This window comes from Blastococcus sp. TF02-8 (assembly GCF_003319175.1).
Taxonomy (GTDB): Bacteria; Actinomycetota; Actinomycetes; order Mycobacteriales; family Geodermatophilaceae; genus Blastococcus.
Window position 1 is genome coordinate 124,025 of the sequence record NZ_QOHK01000001.1, and the last position, 14,343, is coordinate 138,367.

Genomic DNA, 14,343 nt, shown 5'->3' on the forward strand with positions numbered 1-14,343 from the left:
CGGCCTACCGGAGCAGCGGTCGCATCTGCGCGGAGGCGTCGGCGTCGAAGAGCCGGTCGTGGGTGGCCAGCGCGAAGCGGTCGGTCATGCCGGACACGTGGTCGACGACCTGGGTGAGCAGGTCGGCCTCGGTGTCGCGGTAGGTCGCGGGGATCAGCTCCGGGTGCGCGAGGTGGTGGTCGACCAGCCGGCGGATGACGTCGACCGCCACGTGCTTCTGCCCGGCCGCGACGTCGGAGGCGTAGACGCGGGCGAACATGAAGTCGCGCAGCTCGTGCATGGCCTCCAGCGCCTCGGGCTCCATCACCACCGCACCGGGGCCGGCCAGCGACCCCTCGACCACGGCGTCGATCATGCGACCGACCATCTCGCTGCCGGGCTGCCCGAAGACGGCGACGGCCCGGCGGGGCAGGTCGGCGGCGCGGATGACTCCGGCGCGGGCGGCGTCCAGCGCGTCGTGGGAGAGGTAGCCGATCCGGTCGGCGTACCGCACGCACTCGGCCTCGCGGGTGGCCGGCGGCGGATCGATCTTCCAGCTGTGCGCGCGGATGCCGTCGCGGACCTCCCACGTGAGGTTGAGGTCCTCGAGCACCTCGACGATCCGCACTCCCTGCGCGGCGTGGTGCCAGCCGCCCTCGACGTAGGGGTCGAACGCCTCCTCGCCGATGTGCCCGAACGGTGAGTGCCCGACGTCGTGCCCCAGGGCGATGGCCTCGGCCAGCGACTCGTTGAGGCCCAGGGCGCGGGCCAGCGACCGGGCCACCTGGGTGACCTGCAGCGTGTGGGTCAGCCGGGTGACGAAGTGGTCGCCGTCGGGGTTCAGGAAGACCTGGGTCTTGTGCTTGAGCCGCCGGAAGGCCTTGGCGTGCAGGATGCGGTCGCGGTCGCGCTCGAACGCGGTGCGCAGCGGGTCCTCGGTCTCCGGTCGTGCCCGGCCGCGCGAGTCGGCCGCTCGGGTGGCGGCAGGCGCCAGCTCCGCCTCCGCCCGCTCCCGGGCGGCGCGGTCGGTCAACCGGAACGGACCGGTGGGCGCACCGGTCATCCGCAGTCGCCCAGGTCCACGCCGAGGAGCGCGTCGACGGCGTCGCAGATGACCCGCGGCGCCTCCTCTTCCAGCTCCGCCCCCCCGGCCAGGGTGCGCTGCGCCCACTCGTCGACCAGTGCGATCGCCCCCGGGCTGTCCAGGTCGTCGGCCAGCCGCTCGCGCAGCCCGTGCAGGACCGGGCCCGCCGGTGCGCCGGCGTCCAGGGCCACGGCCCGCCGCCAGGTGGCCAGCCGCTCCTCGGCCGCGGTCAGCAGGGCGGGCGTCCATGCCCGGTCGGTGCGGTAGTGGCCCGACAGCAGCGCTAGGCGGATGGCCATCGGGTCCACGCCCTCGCCGCGCAGCTTGGAGACGAAGACCAGGTTGCCGCGGCTCTTGCTCATCTTCTCGCCGTCGAGCCCGATCATCGCCGCGTGCACGTAGGCCCGCGCGAAGGGCTTGGTGGCGGTCAGCGCCTCGGCGTGCACGGCGGAGAACTCGTGGTGCGGGAAGACCAGGTCGCTCCCGCCGCCCTGCACGTCGAAGCCCATGCCGATCGTGTCCAGCGCGATGCAGGCGCACTCGATGTGCCAGCCGGGGCGGCCCTCGGCCCCGCGCGGGCCGGGCCAGGAGGGCTCGCCCTCGCGGCGGCCGCGCCACAGCAGCGGGTCCAGGCGGTTGCGCTTGCCCGCGCGGTCGGGGTCTCCCCCGCGCTCGGCGAAGAAGCGCAGCATCGTCTCCTCGTCGTACCGGGACTCGCCGCCGAAGCCGGGCGCCTGCGCGACGTCGTGGTAGACGTCGCCGGTGCCGTCGTCCAGCACGTAGGCCAGGCCCGCCTCGAGCAGCTTCTCGATCTGCGCCACGATCCCGGGGATCGCCTCGACCGCCCCGACGTAGTCCTCCGGCGGCAGGACGCGCAGCGCCGTCATGTCCTCGCGGAACAGCGCCGTCTCCCGCATGGCGAGGACCACCCATTCCTCGCCATCCCGCTCGGCGCGCTCCAGGAGCGGGTCGTCGATGTCGGTGACGTTCTGCACGTAGTGCACCGCGTGGCCGGCGTCGCGCCACATGCGGTTGACCAGGTCGAAGGCCAGGTAGGTAGCGGCGTGCCCCAGGTGCGTCGCGTCGTACGGGGTGATGCCGCAGACGTACATGCGCGCCGTCCGGTCGGGCGTCGTCGCGACGACCTCGCCGCGGGCGGTGTCGTAGACCTTGAGGACGGGGCCGGTCCCGGGCAGGGTCGGCAGCAGCGGAGCGGGCCAGGAGAGCACGGCACGAGCCTAGAGGCGAGGTCCGACGCCGTCTGGCCGCACGTCCGTGCGGGTCATCCGGTCGGAGGGGGCACCATGGACATCGACGACTACCTGCCCGCCCTCCGGCGGACGAACGCGCGGTTCGCCGACGCGGCGTCCGAGGCGGTGCTCGCCCGCGGATGGGCGGCTCCGGTGCCCGGTTGCCCGGACTGGTCGCTGGCCGATCTGGTGTGGCACCTCGCCGAGGTGCAGCACTTCTGGGCGTGGGTGGTGCGCACCCGCGCGCAGGACCCGTCGGCCTACCAAGCGCCGGCGCGGCACCCCGACGACGAGCTGCTCGGGTACGCGACGGCACGGAGCGCCGAGCTGGAGACGGCGCTGAGCGGGACCGACGCCGCCGAGCGCGTGTGGACGTGGGCCGACCGGAAGGACGTCGGGTTCGTCCTGCGCCGGCAGCTGCAGGAGGCGACGGTGCACACCGCCGACGTCGAGCAGGTGCTCGGCGACGTCCGGCCGGTCCCCGCCGACGTCGGGCTGGACGGCCTCGACGAGTGGCTGGAGGTCATGGTCCCGGGCTCGCTGCCCGCCGGCCCGCCCGAGGACGCGCACCCCGTCGTCCTCCACGCGGTGGACGCCGACGCCGAGCGGACCCTTTTCCCGGGGTCCCGCCCCTTCCCCGCCGCCACGCTGACCGGTACCGCCGGCGACCTGCTGCTCGCGGTGTGGCGGCGGGTGCCCCTGACGGCGCTCACCGTCGACGGCGACGGTCTCCAGGCCGCGGCGATGCTCGCCCTGGTCGACCTGGAGTAGCTACTCGCGCTCCGTGCCGTACTTCCGCGACCGCTCGCGGGCCAGCAGCAGCCCGCTCACCAGCGCCAGGAGACCCAGCGTGCCCCCGACCCAGCTCCCGACGGTCTCGCTCACGGCGAGACTCAGGACGATCTTCGCGACGAGCCCGGACAACCACAGGCCCACCGGGACCTTCCACGTCGTGACCCGAGGCATGGGCGGCAAGCTACAACGCTCACGGCCAGCTCACCGCATGGCGGTCGAACTCCTCACCCGTCTGGACGCCAACGACGCAGAAGACCAGCCCGGCCGGGTCGAGCATCTGCCAGAAGCGGCCGGCCATGAACCGGTGGCGGGTCGCGCCGAGCGCCTCGAGCCGGGTCACCTCCGCCTCGACGTCATCGGTCTCGATGTCCACGTGCCAGCGCGGCGGCGTCCCGTCTCCGGTCCGCTGGATCTCCACGTGCCAGCCGTCGGCGAAGGAGCCGAGAGAGGCCCAGTTCTCGTCGTCGGCGTCGGGCGCGGCGGGTCGACCGGTGGCACCGGCCCAGAAGGTGCTTCCGGCGGCGTGGTGCTCCGGTGGCAGGTCGAGCAGCAGGATCGACAGACGGCTCCGATGCGGCACGGAGATCATCCTGGCCCACACCACCGACGAGATCGGCGATCTGGCCGCTTCAGAAGGGCGGCCAGGGCAGGGCCGGCCACTCCCCACTGGGCTCGGGGTGCAGCTTGGTGCGCAGCAGGTCGGCCACCCGCCGCTGGGTGCAGCGCACCTCGGTCCGGGTCAGGTGCTCGTGCAGCTGATCACCCAGATCGCCCCGCAGCTCGTCGGCGATCCGCTCCAGCACCTCGAGCGCGGCCAGGGGCAGCGGCCGGCCCGCCCAGCGCCACAGGAGCGTGCGCAGCTTCGGGTCCACCGAGAAGCAGATGCCGTGGTCCACGCCGTACACGTGGCCGTCGGGCATCGGGATGATGTGCCCGCCCTTGCGGTCGGCGTTGTTCACCACCGCGTCGAAGACCGCCATCCGGCGCAGCGCCGGGTCGTCGCGGCGCACGAACTCCGCCAGGTCCACCGACCCGTCGCCGTCCATCCACAGCTGCACCATGCCGGGGCCGAACGGCCCCTCGCGCAGCACCGTCGGCGGCACGACCCGCCAGCCCGTGGCCTCCGAGACCAGGTACGCGGAGATCTCGCGGCCCGCGAGGGTGCCGTCGGGGAAGTCCCACAGCGGCCGTTCACCGGCCACCGGCTTGTACACGCACTCCGCGGCCAGCGACCCGGTGCGGATCGTCCCCACCAGCGTCACGTTGGAGGCGTCGAGCATCCGGCCCTCGAGGTCGATCTCCCCGGTGCGCAGCAGCTCCAGCGCCTCGGCGTCGTCGGCCGGTGGCCGCAGGTCGGGTTCGACCGGCTGCTCGCTCATCGAGGGGCCGCCGCTCAGCGGCGGTAGCCGTTCTGCCGGGGGCACACGTGACCGACCGGGTCCAGCGGCAGCGAGCACAGCGGGCAGGAGGGCCGGCCGGCGGCGACCACGCGGCGGGCGCGGGCGATGAAGGCGCGGGCGGCCATGGGGCTGATCGTCACCCGCAGCGCGTCGGGGCCCTCGTCGCTGTCGGAGAGGATCGCGTCCTCCTCGATCGGCTCGTCCCCGGCCGCGACCGCCTCGACCACCACGGCCTCGGCGGCCGAGTCCCAGGCCAGCCCCATGGCCGCGACCCGGAACTCCTCGTCGACCGGCGCGGTGAGCGGCTCGAGGTCGTCGACGTCGGCGTCGGGCGGGATGACCGCGTTCGCCCGGCTGCTGACCTCGTCGAGCAGCTCGTTCATCCGGTCGGCGAGGACCTGCACCTGCGTCTTCTCCAGCGCCACGCTCACGGTCCGACCGGTGTCGTCGGTGGCCTGCAGGTAGAACGTCCGGTCCCCTGGCTGGCCCACCGTCCCGGCGACGAACCGGGTGGGGCGATCGAAGAGATGGACCTGGCGGGGCACGCGCCCAGGTTACGCGGCGACCGCGACGCCCCGCCGTCCGCGACGCCGTCCGAAAGCCGACGTCAGCGGGTCAGGCAGGCGCCCCGGCGCCGCCACCCACGACGGCGTCCGACGACGGCTTGCGCCGCCGCCCCTTGCGCGGCGGCGGGATCAGCGCGGACACGTCGCCGCCGGTGTCGTTGATCCGCGCGACGAAGGGCCGGGTGTCGGTGTAGGTGACCACCGAGATGGACGCCGGGTCGACGACGATCCGCTGGAACTGGTCCAGGTGCAGGCCCAGCGCGTCGGCCAGGATCGCCTTGATGACGTCGCCGTGGCTGCACGCCAGCCACACGGCGTCCGGGCCCAGGCGGGCGTTCCACTCCCGCACCGCAGCCACCGCCCGCGCCTGCGTCTGGGCCAGCCCCTCGCCCTCGGGGCCGGGGAAGACCGCGGCCGAGGGGTGCTGCTGCACGACCTTCCAGAGCGGCTCCTTGGCCAGCTCCTTGATCGCGCGCCCCGTCCAGTCGCCGTAGCGCGCTTCGCCGAGCCGGTCGTCGGACTGCAGCTCCACGTCCCGGCCGGCGACGACCGCGGCCGCGGTCTGCCGGCAGCGCTCCAGCGGGCTGCTCACGACGGCGGCGAGCGGCACCTTCGCGAGGCGTTCGCCCACCGCCTGCACCTGTGCCTCACCGGTCTCGTCGAGCTGCACACCCGGCGTCCATCCGGCGAGCACGCCGCCGGCGTTGGCGGTGGTGCGGCCGTGCCGCAGGAGGATGACCGTCGTCACGCGGCGCAGCCTATGCGGGCGAACCGGCGTCAGGCCCCGGCGGCCGGGTCCAGGACGCCGCCGAACACCAGGCCGAGGATCAGCAGGCCGAGCAGGATCCGGTAGACGACGAACGGCGTGAAGCTGCCGCGGTCGAGGTAGCGCAGCAGCCAGGCGATCACGCTCAGCCCCACCCCGAACGCCAGCACCGTGGCCAGGATCGTCGGGCCCCACGAGATCCCCGGTCCGGCGACGTCGCCACCGAGGGCCTCGGCCGTCTGGAAGAACCCCGACCCCAGCACGGCGGGGACGGCGAGCAGGAACGAGTAGCGGGCGGCTGCGGCGCGGGAGTAGCCGAGGAAGAGCCCGGCGGTGATCGTGCCGCCGGAACGCGAGACACCGGGGATCAGCGCCATGGCCTGCGCCAGCCCGTAGCCGATGCCGTGCGGCACGGTCAGCTGGTCCAGCTCCCGCCGCTTGGCACCGATCCGGTCGGCGGCGAAGAGGATCAGCGAGAACACGATCAGGGCGGTGGCCACGATCCGCAGGTCGCGGAACGTCGTCTCGATGTCGTCCTGGAACAGCAGGCCGAGGACGACGATGGGCAGGCTGCCGATGATGATCAGCCAGCCCATCCGGGCGTCGGGGTCGCCCGTCCGCCGGCCGCCCAGCGAGGCCACCCAGGCGGTGATGATCCGCCAGATGTCGTGCCGGAAGTACAGCAGGACGGCGGCCTCCGTGCCGATCTGGGTGATGGCGGTGAAGGCCGCGCCCGGGTCGTCCCAGCCGAAGGCCTCGCCGACGACGCGCAGGTGGGCGCTGGAGGAGACCGGCAGGAACTCCGTGAGCCCCTGCACGATCCCCAGGACGACGGCTTCCAGCCACCCCATGTCATCGCCTCCCGAGAGAGGTCGCGGCGGCCGGAGGGCAGAGGGATCGCTCGGGCACGTCTGGGAACCCTAGGCGGCCGCGCGTGCAGCCGCGGCGCGGCGCCCCGGGCGGTCCGGTGCCTGCGGCCTCGTGTCCGCCGGCGACGGTAGGTTGGCCGGTCGTGGAGCAACGGGCGCTGGGTCGCAGCGGACTGGTCGTCTCCCGGCTCGCGCTGGGCACGATGACGTGGGGCGGCGACACCGACGAGGACGAGGCCGCCATGCAGCTGACGGCCTTCGTCGACGCCGGAGGCACGCTCGTCGACACCGCCGACGTGTACTGCGACGGCGAGAGCGAGCGGACCCTCGGGCACCTGCTGGCCGACGTGGTCCCTCGCGACGACGTGCTGGTCGCCACCAAGGCTGTGGGCCGCACCGGCAAGGGGCCGATGGGGCGGGGCGCCTCGCGCGGCCACCTGATCTCCGCCCTCGACGCGTCGCTGGAGCGGCTGGGCCTGGACCACGTCGACCTGTGGCAGCTGCACGCCTGGGACGACACGACGCCGCTGGAGGAGACGCTCGCCGCCTGCGACCTGGCCGTCTCCTCGGGCCGGGCGCGCTACATCGGCATCAGCAACTTCACCGGCTGGCAGACCGCACAGGCCGCCACCTGGCAGAAGGCCTGGCCGGGACGGACGCCGGTGGTCAGCACCCAGGTCGAGTACTCGCTGCTCCAGCGCGGGGTCGAACGGGAGGTCGTGCCCGCCGCGGAGGCACTGGGGCTCGGCGTGCTCGCCTGGTCCCCGCTGGGCCGCGGCCTGCTCACCGGCAAGTACCGGCACAGCACGCCGTCGGAGTCCCGCGGTGCGTCGCAGCAGTGGGCGGCGTTCATCGACGGCCTCCGCTCGGAGAAGTCCGACCGCATCGTCGAGGCCGTGATCACCGCGGCCCAGGGGCTGGGCACCACGCCGCTGGCGGTGGCCCTGGCGTGGGTGCGCGACCGGCCGGGCGTGGTCGCCCCGGTGGTCGGCGCCCGGACCGCGCAGCAGCTGCAGGCGTCGCTGGACGCCGACGCGGTCCGGCTGCCCGCGGCGATCCGCACCGCGCTGGAGGACGTCTCCGCCCCGCCGTTCAGCTATCCCGAGCGCCGGTCGGACCGGTGACCGCGGCACTCCCCTCCCCCGGCGCCGGCCAGGTCTTCGCCGCGTTCTGCGCCGCCGGTCTCTGGCCCGGCCTGGGCAAGCGCGCGGCCGCGGAGCTCCCCGGCGTGGGCATCACCAGCCCTGACGACGTCACCGCCGACCGGTTGATGAAGCTGCCGCGCGTGGGCCGCCAGCGCGCCGAGCGGCTCTTCTCCAGCTTCCTGTCCGCCGCCTCGACCTACGAGGTGGTGGAGCTGCTGGTCGGCGCCGGCCTGCCGGCCAAGCTGGCGGCGGGTGTCGCCGACGGGCTCGGACCGGACGCCGCCCGGCGGCTGCGCGACGACCCCTGGGCCCTGCTCGGTCTGCCGGGCGTCACGCTGGGCGACGCCGACCGGCTGGCCATCGCCGTCCTCAAGGGCGCCGACCGGCAGGACTCGCGGCGCGGCCGCGCGATCGTCGTCCTCACCCTGCGGACGGCGACCCGCGACGGGCACACCGTGCTGCCGGCGGACCTGGTGGTCGCCGCGCTGCAGGCCGAGGGCATCAGCGATCCGGTGGCCGCGATCGTGGCGGCGGTCGACGGCGGCGAGGTGCTCGAGCACGAGCCGCCGGAGCCGGACTTCGACGAGGACTCCGACGAGGAGCCCCCGGAGCCCGACCCCGCGCTGAGGACGCTCTCGCTGGCCCGGTTCGGCATGGCCGAGGAGGCCGTGGCGGAGAACGTCGCCCGGCTGGCCGCGGCGGCGGAGCGGATCGCGGACCCCGCCTCGGTGCGCTCGGTGGCGAAGGGCCTGGACGAGGCGCAGAAGCAAGCCGTGGCCCAGGTGCTCTCCGCCGGGGTCAGCCTCCTCACCGGCGGTCCGGGTACGGGCAAGAGCCGCACGGTGGCGGCCATCGTGAAGCTGCTGCGCGCCAAGGGCACCGACATCGCGCTGGCCGCGCCCACGGGCCGGGCCGCCAAGCGCCTGGAGGAGCTCACCGACCACCCGGCGACCACGGTGCACCGGCTGCTCGGCGCGCAGGGCGCCTCCGGCGGCTTCTCCCGCAACGAGGAGTGGCCGCTGGACGCCGACGTGATCGTCGTCGACGAGGCGTCGATGCTCGACGTGGAGCTGACCGCCGCGCTGCTGGAGGCCTGCCCCGACGGCACCCACCTGCTGCTGGTCGGCGATCCGGCCCAGCTGCCCTCGATCGGCCCGGGACACGTCCTCGGTGACCTCATCGACTCCGGCGCGGTCCCGGTGACCGAGCTGAGGACCCTGTACCGCCAGGCCGAGGGCGGGGCGATCGCCCGGCTCGCCTCGGCCGTGCGGCAGGGCGAGCTGCCCCCGGTGGACTCCCCCGACCGCGAGGTCGTCGTGGTGCCGGCCGCGGGCAGTGCCGAGGCCGCCCGCCGGGTGGTCCAGCTGGTCACCGACTCCATCCCTCGGGCACTCGGCATCGACCCCGGCTCGGTGCAGGTGGTCACGCCGGTGCACCGTGGTCCGGCCGGCACGATCGAGCTCAACAAGGCGCTCAAGGAGAAGCTCAACCCGGGCGAGGGCGCCGTCTTCGGCTTCGACCCGGGCGACCGCGTGGTGGCCACCGCCAACCACCTCGACCTGGACCCGATCGGCTTCGCCAACGGCGAGGTCGGCGTGGTCACCGGCACCGGCGACGGCTCGCTGACGGTGGACTTCAGCTCCGGCCCGGTCACCTGCACCGGGCAGGCGCTGTTCGACCTGCGGCACGGCTGGGCGATCACGGTGCACCGCGCGCAGGGCTCGGAGTGGCCCGGCGTCGTCGTCGTGCTGCCCCCGGAGGCCGGCGGCATGCTGTCCCGTCCGCTGGTCTACACCGCGCTGACGCGGGCGCAGAAGCACCTGTCGATCGTGCCGGCCAGCGGTGCCGCCCTGGCGCGCGCGGTGCGCGACGTCCAGGCCCGCCCACGCCGCACACGACTGGCGGAGCTGCTGCGCGAGATCGCCGGCTGACGCCGGATCGCCGGTCGCCGCCCAGCGCGCCAGGATCGGCGGGTGCCCTCTCGCCGCGCCGCGCTCGCGGCGCTCGCCGTCCTCCTGGTCGCGGGGTGCTCGGCCGGCACCTCGCCGGAGGAGGGCGCGCGTCCCGGCGCCGCCGAGCCGGGCGACTCGCCCGTCCCCGACCGCTCCCCCGCGGGCACGGTCAGCGAGCTGGCGCCCGGGCCCGAGGGCATGGTGCTCGACGCGGCCACCGGCCTGCTCGCGGTCGCCGTGCGCGAGCCGAACCGGCTGCTGCTGGTCGACGCCGCGACGCAGGCCGTCGTCCGCGAGGTGCCCTTGCCCGGGCACGCCCGGCACCTGCAGCTCGCCGCTCCCGGTGGCCCGGTGCTGGTGCCGGCGGAGGACTCCGACAGCTACCTGGAGGTGGCGCTGCCCGGCGGCGAGGTGCGCTGCACCCAGGTCGGCGAGTACCCGCACGACGCGGCTCGCGTGGCGTCGGGCGAGACGCTGGTGGCCGACGAGCTGGGTGGCACGCTCTCCGTCGTCCGGGACGGCGAGGTCCTCGCCACGCTGACCGACCAGACCCAGCCCGGTGGCATCGCCGCCGTCGGGGATCTCGCCGGAGTGGTCGACGTCGGCGCCTTCACCCTCACCACCTACGACGTCCCGGAGGCCGAGCGGCTGTCGTCGGTCGACGCCGGAGCCGGTCCCACGCACGTGGTCGCCGACGACCGGGACCGCCTCCTGGTCGCCGACACCCGGGGCGACGGCGTGCTGGTGTTCGCCGCCGACCCCCTCGAGAAGGTGGACGCCCACCGGCTGCCCGGTACGCCCTACGGGCTGGCCTTCGATCCGGTCCGACACGTGCTCTGGGTGAGCCTGACCGCCCGCAACGAGGTCGTCGGCCTCGCGACCGACGGGCCGCGGCTCCGGGAGGTCGCCCGCTTCCCCACCGTTCGGCAGCCCAACAGCGTGGCGGTCGATCCTCGCGACGGCCGGGTGTTCGTGGCCGGCCGGACGACCGGGGAGCTCCAGACGATCCGGCCCTGACCCCCGGCCGGCGGGGTCAGGGTGCGGACGCCCTCCGGTGGACGACGATCCGCAGCGCCACGACCAGTCCCGCACCGACGAGCAGCACGGTGAGCCCGCCCCCGTGCCGCGCCACCCAGGCGAGGGCCAGCACCGGAGCGCCGGCGACCAGGCCCAGGAGCAGGCCCCGCAGGAGCCGCAGCCATGCCGGCGCGCGGGACTCGTACCCCTCGACGACGGACGCAGGCACCCCGGCGGCCGCGGCCCAGCGGGCGACGGCGGCGTCGGCCGCGGTCGGCGGCGTCGTCCCGGATCTCACCGGCCCCACGATGACCGAGAGTGAGCACGGGGGCAGCTCGGAGCGGGAGATTCACCCGGCTGGGCGCTCAGGCCCGGACGTCGTCCTCGTCCACCGGGACATCGGCCGCCTGCTCGAGCACGTCGGCGTCGTCCGCCTCCCGGTCCCCCACCGGGCCGGGCGGGGTGCCGGCCTCCCCGGGGCGCGCGGACAGCTGCTGCTCCAGCGCGTCGGCCTCGGGTACGCCCGCGGCGGGAGCGCTGGCCTCGGCGGCGCTGGTCACCGCCGGTGGGTCCAGGAGTGCCTCCTGCTCCGCACGGTCGGCGTCGGGCACGTCGCTGGAGATGCCGGGGTCGGTCACGTCGTCTCCCCTCGGAGTGCAGGTCAGGTCGTCTCCATCGTGCCGGTCCCCCGGCCGGCCGGCAGGACGGGATCGTGTGACCGAGGCGACGATCCCGTGACCACCCGGCGAAATCCGGGCACAATCGACGGTGATGGACACGCCCGGGGACTACGAGTTCGCGCCGCTGCGGATCCCTCCGGGTACGTCCCGGTCCGCGGCCGCGACCATGCTGAGCCTGCAGTCCGACATCGGCGGCTGGGAACTCGCCCGCCTGCAGCTGCACGCCGACGGCACGCGCAAGGTGATCCTGCGCCGCCGCGCCCGCCTCTCCTACCTGCCCAAGCCGGTCGTCTAGCCGCGAGGCGGACCGCTCACCGCCAGTGCGGTGGCCGCTCCAGGACGGCCGGGAGGCGCGTGCCCACGTCCCCCCGGGCGGCGGTCACCTGCGGCCGGGTGAGGAAGAGGCAGCGGCTCAGGTCCGCGCCCCGGACGTCGGCCGCTCGCAGGTCGGCGCCGAGCAGGTCGGCCGACCCCAGGTCGACGCCCCGCAGGTCCACGCCGATCAGGTAGGCGCCCCGCAGGTCGGCGTCGCGCAGTGCGGTCCGGCGGAGGTCCCGGCCCATCAGATCGGCACCGCGGCGATCGGGGGCTCCGCGGCCGCGCACGAGCCGGCTCACCCGGCCCAGCAACTCCCCCACCGGAGCCCGGTGGGCACCGACGTCGAGGGCGGCCAGCTCGTCGGCCCCGCACCCGGTCAGCTCCTCGATCACGCGGCGGTGGGTCGCGGCCTCAGCGTGCAGCGGCGCCGCGTCCGGAAGCGCCAGCACCTCGGCCAGGTACCACAGCGCCTCGTGCAGCTGCCGCACGACCGGCAGGACGGCGAACTGCTGCCGGGCCAGCACCGGGGACTCCCGCCAGCTCCGCCCGCCGGAGGTGGTCTGGGTGATGTGCTGGCCGGCGCCGAAGCAGTCGAAGACGGTGCACCCGGGGAATCCCCGCTCGCGGAGTTCCGCGTGGATGCCGCACCGGAAGTCGCCGGCCAGGTGGACGCACGCCGTGCCGGCCGGCTTGTCGATCGCGAAGTCGGCGGACGCGGCGAAGGCCGGGGCCACGCAGCACAGCCCCGCGCAGCGCGAGCAGTCCGCCCGCAGATGGGCGCGGTCGTCGAGCAACGGCAGCGGATCGGACGGCATGGCGGGGACCAGGTTAGGCGCCGGCCCCCGCCGTCCGGCTCAGGGAACGAGGACGACCTTGCCGACCGTGTCGCGCGAGGCCAGCTTGAGCAGCGCCTGCGGGGCCTGGCCCAGCGGCAGCACCTCGCCGACGAGCGGGTCGACCTTCCCCTGCTCGACCAGCTCGACGAGCCGCTCGTGGGTCTCGGTGAACACCGACGGGTCGTACTTGCGGTACAGACCCCAGTGCAGGCCCACGACGCTGTAGTTCTTGACCAGCAGGTGGTTGGCCGGCGCCTCGGGGATGCGGCCGCTGGTGAATCCGACGACGACGAGGCGGCCCTCGAACGCGATGCACTTGCGCGACTTGTCGAAGACGTCCCCGCCGACCGGGTCGTAGACGACGTCGGCGCCGCGGCCGCCGGTCACCTCCTTGACGATCGGGACGAAGTCCTCGGTCGTGTAGTCGATGACGTGGTCGGCGCCGAGCTGCGTGCACACCTCGGTCTTGCGCGACCCGCCCGCCGTGGCGATGACGGTGGCGCCGGCGGCCTTGCCCAGCTGGATCGCCGCCGTTCCCACGCCCCCGGCACCGGCGTGGACCAGCAGGGTCTCCCCCGCCTGCAGGTGCGCGCGACGGTGCAGGCCGACGTAGCCGGTCTGGTAGGTGAGGTACAGCGAGGCGGCCTTCTCGTCGGACATCGAGTCGGGCACCGGGAAGGCGGCCGCCGCGTCCATGAGCGCGTACTCGGCGAACGCTCCCGGGCCGCCGGCAGGCGAGCCGATGACCCGCTGGCCGGTCTCCACGATCTCGCCGCACAGCTCGACACCCGGGGTGTAGGGCAGCGGCGGCTTCTCCTGGTACATGCCCATCGCCATGAGCACGTCGGGGAAGTTCAGGGCGGCCGCCCGCACCTTGACCAGCACCTGCCCCTCGCCGGGCGTGGGCCGGTCGACCTCGTCGAAGGACATGACCTGGGAGGGGTCGCCGAGCTCGTGGACCCGCCATGCGCGCATGCCCGCGACCTTGCCAGACGTGCCGTGACCGCCGTCACCGGGGTTGCCCGCTCGCCTCGCCGTGGGGCGCGGGACGTGTCAGGGTGCGCAGCGGACGGTCGCCCCCCGCGCGGTGACCCCGGGGAGGGGACCCGATGCTCGACCACCTGACCGACCGGCTGCGCTTCCTCGGTGCGTTCCTCGCCCACCCGCGGCAGGTGGGCGCCGTCCTGCCGACGTCGGCGACGGCGGTCCGCGCCATGCTCGACCCGGCCGACGTGTCCGGCGCGGAGCTGGTCGTGGAGCTGGGTGCGGGGACCGGCGCGCAGACGCAGGAGATCCTCGCGCGCATGAAGCCGGGCGCCCGCCTGGTGGGCTTCGAGATCGACCCGCGCCTGGCCCAGCTGCTCACCGAGCGCTTCCACGACCCGCGGGTGCAGGTCGTGTGCGACTCCGCGGAGAACCTCGCCGACCACCTGGGCGGGGCTGCGGCGGACGTGATCGTCTCCGCGCTCCCCTACACCTCGCTGGACCAGCGGCTGCGGCAACGGATCCTCGACGTGCTGCCCGGGGCGCTGGCACCGGACGGCACCGTCGTCGTCATCCAGTACTCGCCGCTGATGCTCGCCGACTTCCGCAAGCGGTTCCGCGCGGTGCACTGGCGGGTCACCCCGTGGAACGTGCCGCCGGCCTTCCTCTTCGCCTGCCGCGGGCCGATCTCCGGCTGAGCCG

The 14,343-nt window shown here is 74.8% G+C and carries 18 protein-coding genes; 6 read left to right on the forward strand and 12 right to left on the reverse strand.

Annotated elements, in window-relative coordinates:
* Positions 1–4: 4 nt before the first annotated feature.
* Both DQ237_RS00615 and mshC read right to left on the reverse strand, forming a co-directional pair.
* Positions 5–1,042, reverse strand: a complete 1,038-nt coding sequence (locus DQ237_RS00615) for an HD domain-containing protein (RefSeq protein ID WP_113796167.1) — start codon at positions 1,040–1,042, stop codon at positions 5–7.
* A complete protein-coding gene (gene mshC / locus DQ237_RS00620) occupies positions 1,039–2,292 on the reverse strand; it encodes a cysteine--1-D-myo-inosityl 2-amino-2-deoxy-alpha-D-glucopyranoside ligase (RefSeq protein WP_113796169.1) in 1,254 nt (417 codons plus the stop codon). The genes DQ237_RS00615 and mshC overlap by 4 nt, the downstream gene beginning before the upstream one ends.
* 75 nt (positions 2,293–2,367) lie before the next feature.
* Between mshC and DQ237_RS00625 the strand changes: the two genes are divergently transcribed.
* On the forward strand, positions 2,368–3,084 hold the full coding sequence (locus DQ237_RS00625) for a maleylpyruvate isomerase N-terminal domain-containing protein (RefSeq protein ID WP_113796171.1): 717 nt from the start codon (positions 2,368–2,370) through the stop codon (positions 3,082–3,084).
* Here the strand turns inward: DQ237_RS00625 and DQ237_RS19375 are convergent, their stop codons facing one another.
* The 6 genes from DQ237_RS19375 to DQ237_RS00650 all read right to left on the reverse strand — a co-directional run bounded on the left by DQ237_RS19375 (position 3,085) and on the right by DQ237_RS00650 (position 6,691).
* Positions 3,085–3,279, reverse strand: coding sequence for a hypothetical protein (locus tag DQ237_RS19375; protein WP_147251712.1), 195 nt, complete (start codon positions 3,277–3,279; stop codon positions 3,085–3,087). It abuts the gene before it with no gap.
* 19 nt (positions 3,280–3,298) lie between these two features.
* The gene (locus DQ237_RS00630; protein ID WP_113797335.1) at positions 3,299–3,688 is read right to left on the reverse strand and encodes a VOC family protein; all 390 of its coding nucleotides are present in this window, start codon (positions 3,686–3,688) and stop codon (positions 3,299–3,301) included.
* Between the two features lie 49 nt (positions 3,689–3,737).
* Positions 3,738–4,487, reverse strand: coding sequence for an SCO1664 family protein (locus tag DQ237_RS00635; RefSeq protein WP_113796173.1), 750 nt, complete (start codon positions 4,485–4,487; stop codon positions 3,738–3,740).
* A gap of 14 nt (positions 4,488–4,501) precedes the next feature.
* A complete protein-coding gene (locus tag DQ237_RS00640; RefSeq protein WP_113796175.1) occupies positions 4,502–5,053 on the reverse strand; it encodes a DUF3090 family protein in 552 nt (183 codons plus the stop codon).
* Between the two features lie 70 nt (positions 5,054–5,123).
* Positions 5,124–5,822: a histidine phosphatase family protein gene (locus tag DQ237_RS00645; RefSeq protein WP_113796177.1), complete on the reverse strand. Its 699-nt coding sequence runs from the start codon at positions 5,820–5,822 to the stop codon at positions 5,124–5,126.
* Between the two features lie 29 nt (positions 5,823–5,851).
* On the reverse strand, positions 5,852–6,691 hold the full coding sequence (locus tag DQ237_RS00650) for an undecaprenyl-diphosphate phosphatase (protein WP_113796179.1): 840 nt from the start codon (positions 6,689–6,691) through the stop codon (positions 5,852–5,854).
* Between the two features lie 161 nt (positions 6,692–6,852).
* Between DQ237_RS00650 and DQ237_RS00655 the strand changes: the two genes are divergently transcribed.
* Genes DQ237_RS00655 through DQ237_RS00665 form a run of 3 tightly spaced genes read left to right on the forward strand, consistent with a single transcriptional unit; the run spans position 6,853 to position 10,823 of the window.
* Positions 6,853–7,833 (forward strand): aldo/keto reductase, encoded by a 981-nt coding sequence (locus tag DQ237_RS00655; RefSeq protein ID WP_113796181.1) that lies wholly within the window; start codon positions 6,853–6,855, stop codon positions 7,831–7,833.
* The gene (locus tag DQ237_RS00660; protein ID WP_113796183.1) at positions 7,830–9,785 is read left to right on the forward strand and encodes an AAA family ATPase; all 1,956 of its coding nucleotides are present in this window, start codon (positions 7,830–7,832) and stop codon (positions 9,783–9,785) included. The genes DQ237_RS00655 and DQ237_RS00660 overlap by 4 nt, the downstream gene beginning before the upstream one ends.
* Positions 9,786–9,827: 42 nt before the next feature.
* Entirely contained in the window at positions 9,828–10,823 is a 996-nt protein-coding gene (locus tag DQ237_RS00665) for a YncE family protein (protein WP_113796185.1), read from the forward strand.
* Positions 10,824–10,839: 16 nt separating this feature from the next.
* Here DQ237_RS00665 and DQ237_RS00670 read toward each other — a convergent pair whose 3' ends face one another.
* On the reverse strand, positions 10,840–11,121 hold the full coding sequence (locus DQ237_RS00670; protein WP_113796187.1) for a hypothetical protein: 282 nt from the start codon (positions 11,119–11,121) through the stop codon (positions 10,840–10,842).
* Positions 11,122–11,188: 67 nt separating this feature from the next.
* Complete coding sequence (locus DQ237_RS00675; RefSeq protein WP_113796189.1) at positions 11,189–11,461, reverse strand: hypothetical protein; 273 nt, start codon at positions 11,459–11,461, stop codon at positions 11,189–11,191.
* A 133-nt stretch (positions 11,462–11,594) separates the two neighbouring features.
* On the opposite strand from DQ237_RS00675, the gene DQ237_RS00680 reads away from it, so the two are divergent.
* Positions 11,595–11,798 (forward strand): DUF5703 family protein, encoded by a 204-nt coding sequence (locus tag DQ237_RS00680; RefSeq protein WP_113796191.1) that lies wholly within the window; start codon positions 11,595–11,597, stop codon positions 11,796–11,798.
* A 16-nt stretch (positions 11,799–11,814) separates the two neighbouring features.
* On the opposite strand, the gene DQ237_RS00685 is transcribed toward DQ237_RS00680, so the two are convergent.
* Both DQ237_RS00685 and DQ237_RS00690 read right to left on the reverse strand, forming a co-directional pair.
* The gene (locus tag DQ237_RS00685; RefSeq protein ID WP_113796193.1) at positions 11,815–12,636 is read right to left on the reverse strand and encodes a pentapeptide repeat-containing protein; all 822 of its coding nucleotides are present in this window, start codon (positions 12,634–12,636) and stop codon (positions 11,815–11,817) included.
* A gap of 39 nt (positions 12,637–12,675) precedes the next feature.
* Positions 12,676–13,632, reverse strand: a complete 957-nt coding sequence (locus DQ237_RS00690) for an NADPH:quinone oxidoreductase family protein (RefSeq protein WP_113796195.1) — start codon at positions 13,630–13,632, stop codon at positions 12,676–12,678.
* 134 nt (positions 13,633–13,766) lie between these two features.
* Here DQ237_RS00690 and DQ237_RS00695 point away from each other — a divergent pair, with 134 nt between their 5' ends.
* The gene (locus DQ237_RS00695; protein WP_113796197.1) at positions 13,767–14,339 is read left to right on the forward strand and encodes a class I SAM-dependent methyltransferase; all 573 of its coding nucleotides are present in this window, start codon (positions 13,767–13,769) and stop codon (positions 14,337–14,339) included.
* The last annotated feature ends 4 nt before the right edge of the window (positions 14,340–14,343 follow it).

What these genes read in the sequence shown, in the direction of transcription:
- DQ237_RS19375 (WP_147251712.1), bottom strand. Translation starts at nt 3,279, where the DNA reads ATGCCTCGGGTCACGACGTGGAAGGTCCCGGTGGGCCTGTGGTTGTCC.
- DQ237_RS00615 (WP_113796167.1), bottom strand. Translation starts at nt 1,042, where the DNA reads ATGACCGGTGCGCCCACCGGTCCGTTCCGGTTGACCGACCGCGCCGCC.
- DQ237_RS00695 (WP_113796197.1), top strand. Translation starts at nt 13,767, where the DNA reads ATGCTCGACCACCTGACCGACCGGCTGCGCTTCCTCGGTGCGTTCCTC.
- DQ237_RS00680 (WP_113796191.1), top strand. Translation starts at nt 11,595, where the DNA reads ATGGACACGCCCGGGGACTACGAGTTCGCGCCGCTGCGGATCCCTCCG.
- DQ237_RS00625 (WP_113796171.1), top strand. Translation starts at nt 2,368, where the DNA reads ATGGACATCGACGACTACCTGCCCGCCCTCCGGCGGACGAACGCGCGG.
- DQ237_RS00685 (WP_113796193.1), bottom strand. Translation starts at nt 12,636, where the DNA reads ATGCCGTCCGATCCGCTGCCGTTGCTCGACGACCGCGCCCATCTGCGG.
- DQ237_RS00650 (WP_113796179.1), bottom strand. Translation starts at nt 6,691, where the DNA reads ATGGGGTGGCTGGAAGCCGTCGTCCTGGGGATCGTGCAGGGGCTCACG.
- DQ237_RS00690 (WP_113796195.1), bottom strand. Translation starts at nt 13,632, where the DNA reads ATGCGCGCATGGCGGGTCCACGAGCTCGGCGACCCCTCCCAGGTCATG.
- DQ237_RS00635 (WP_113796173.1), bottom strand. Translation starts at nt 4,487, where the DNA reads ATGAGCGAGCAGCCGGTCGAACCCGACCTGCGGCCACCGGCCGACGAC.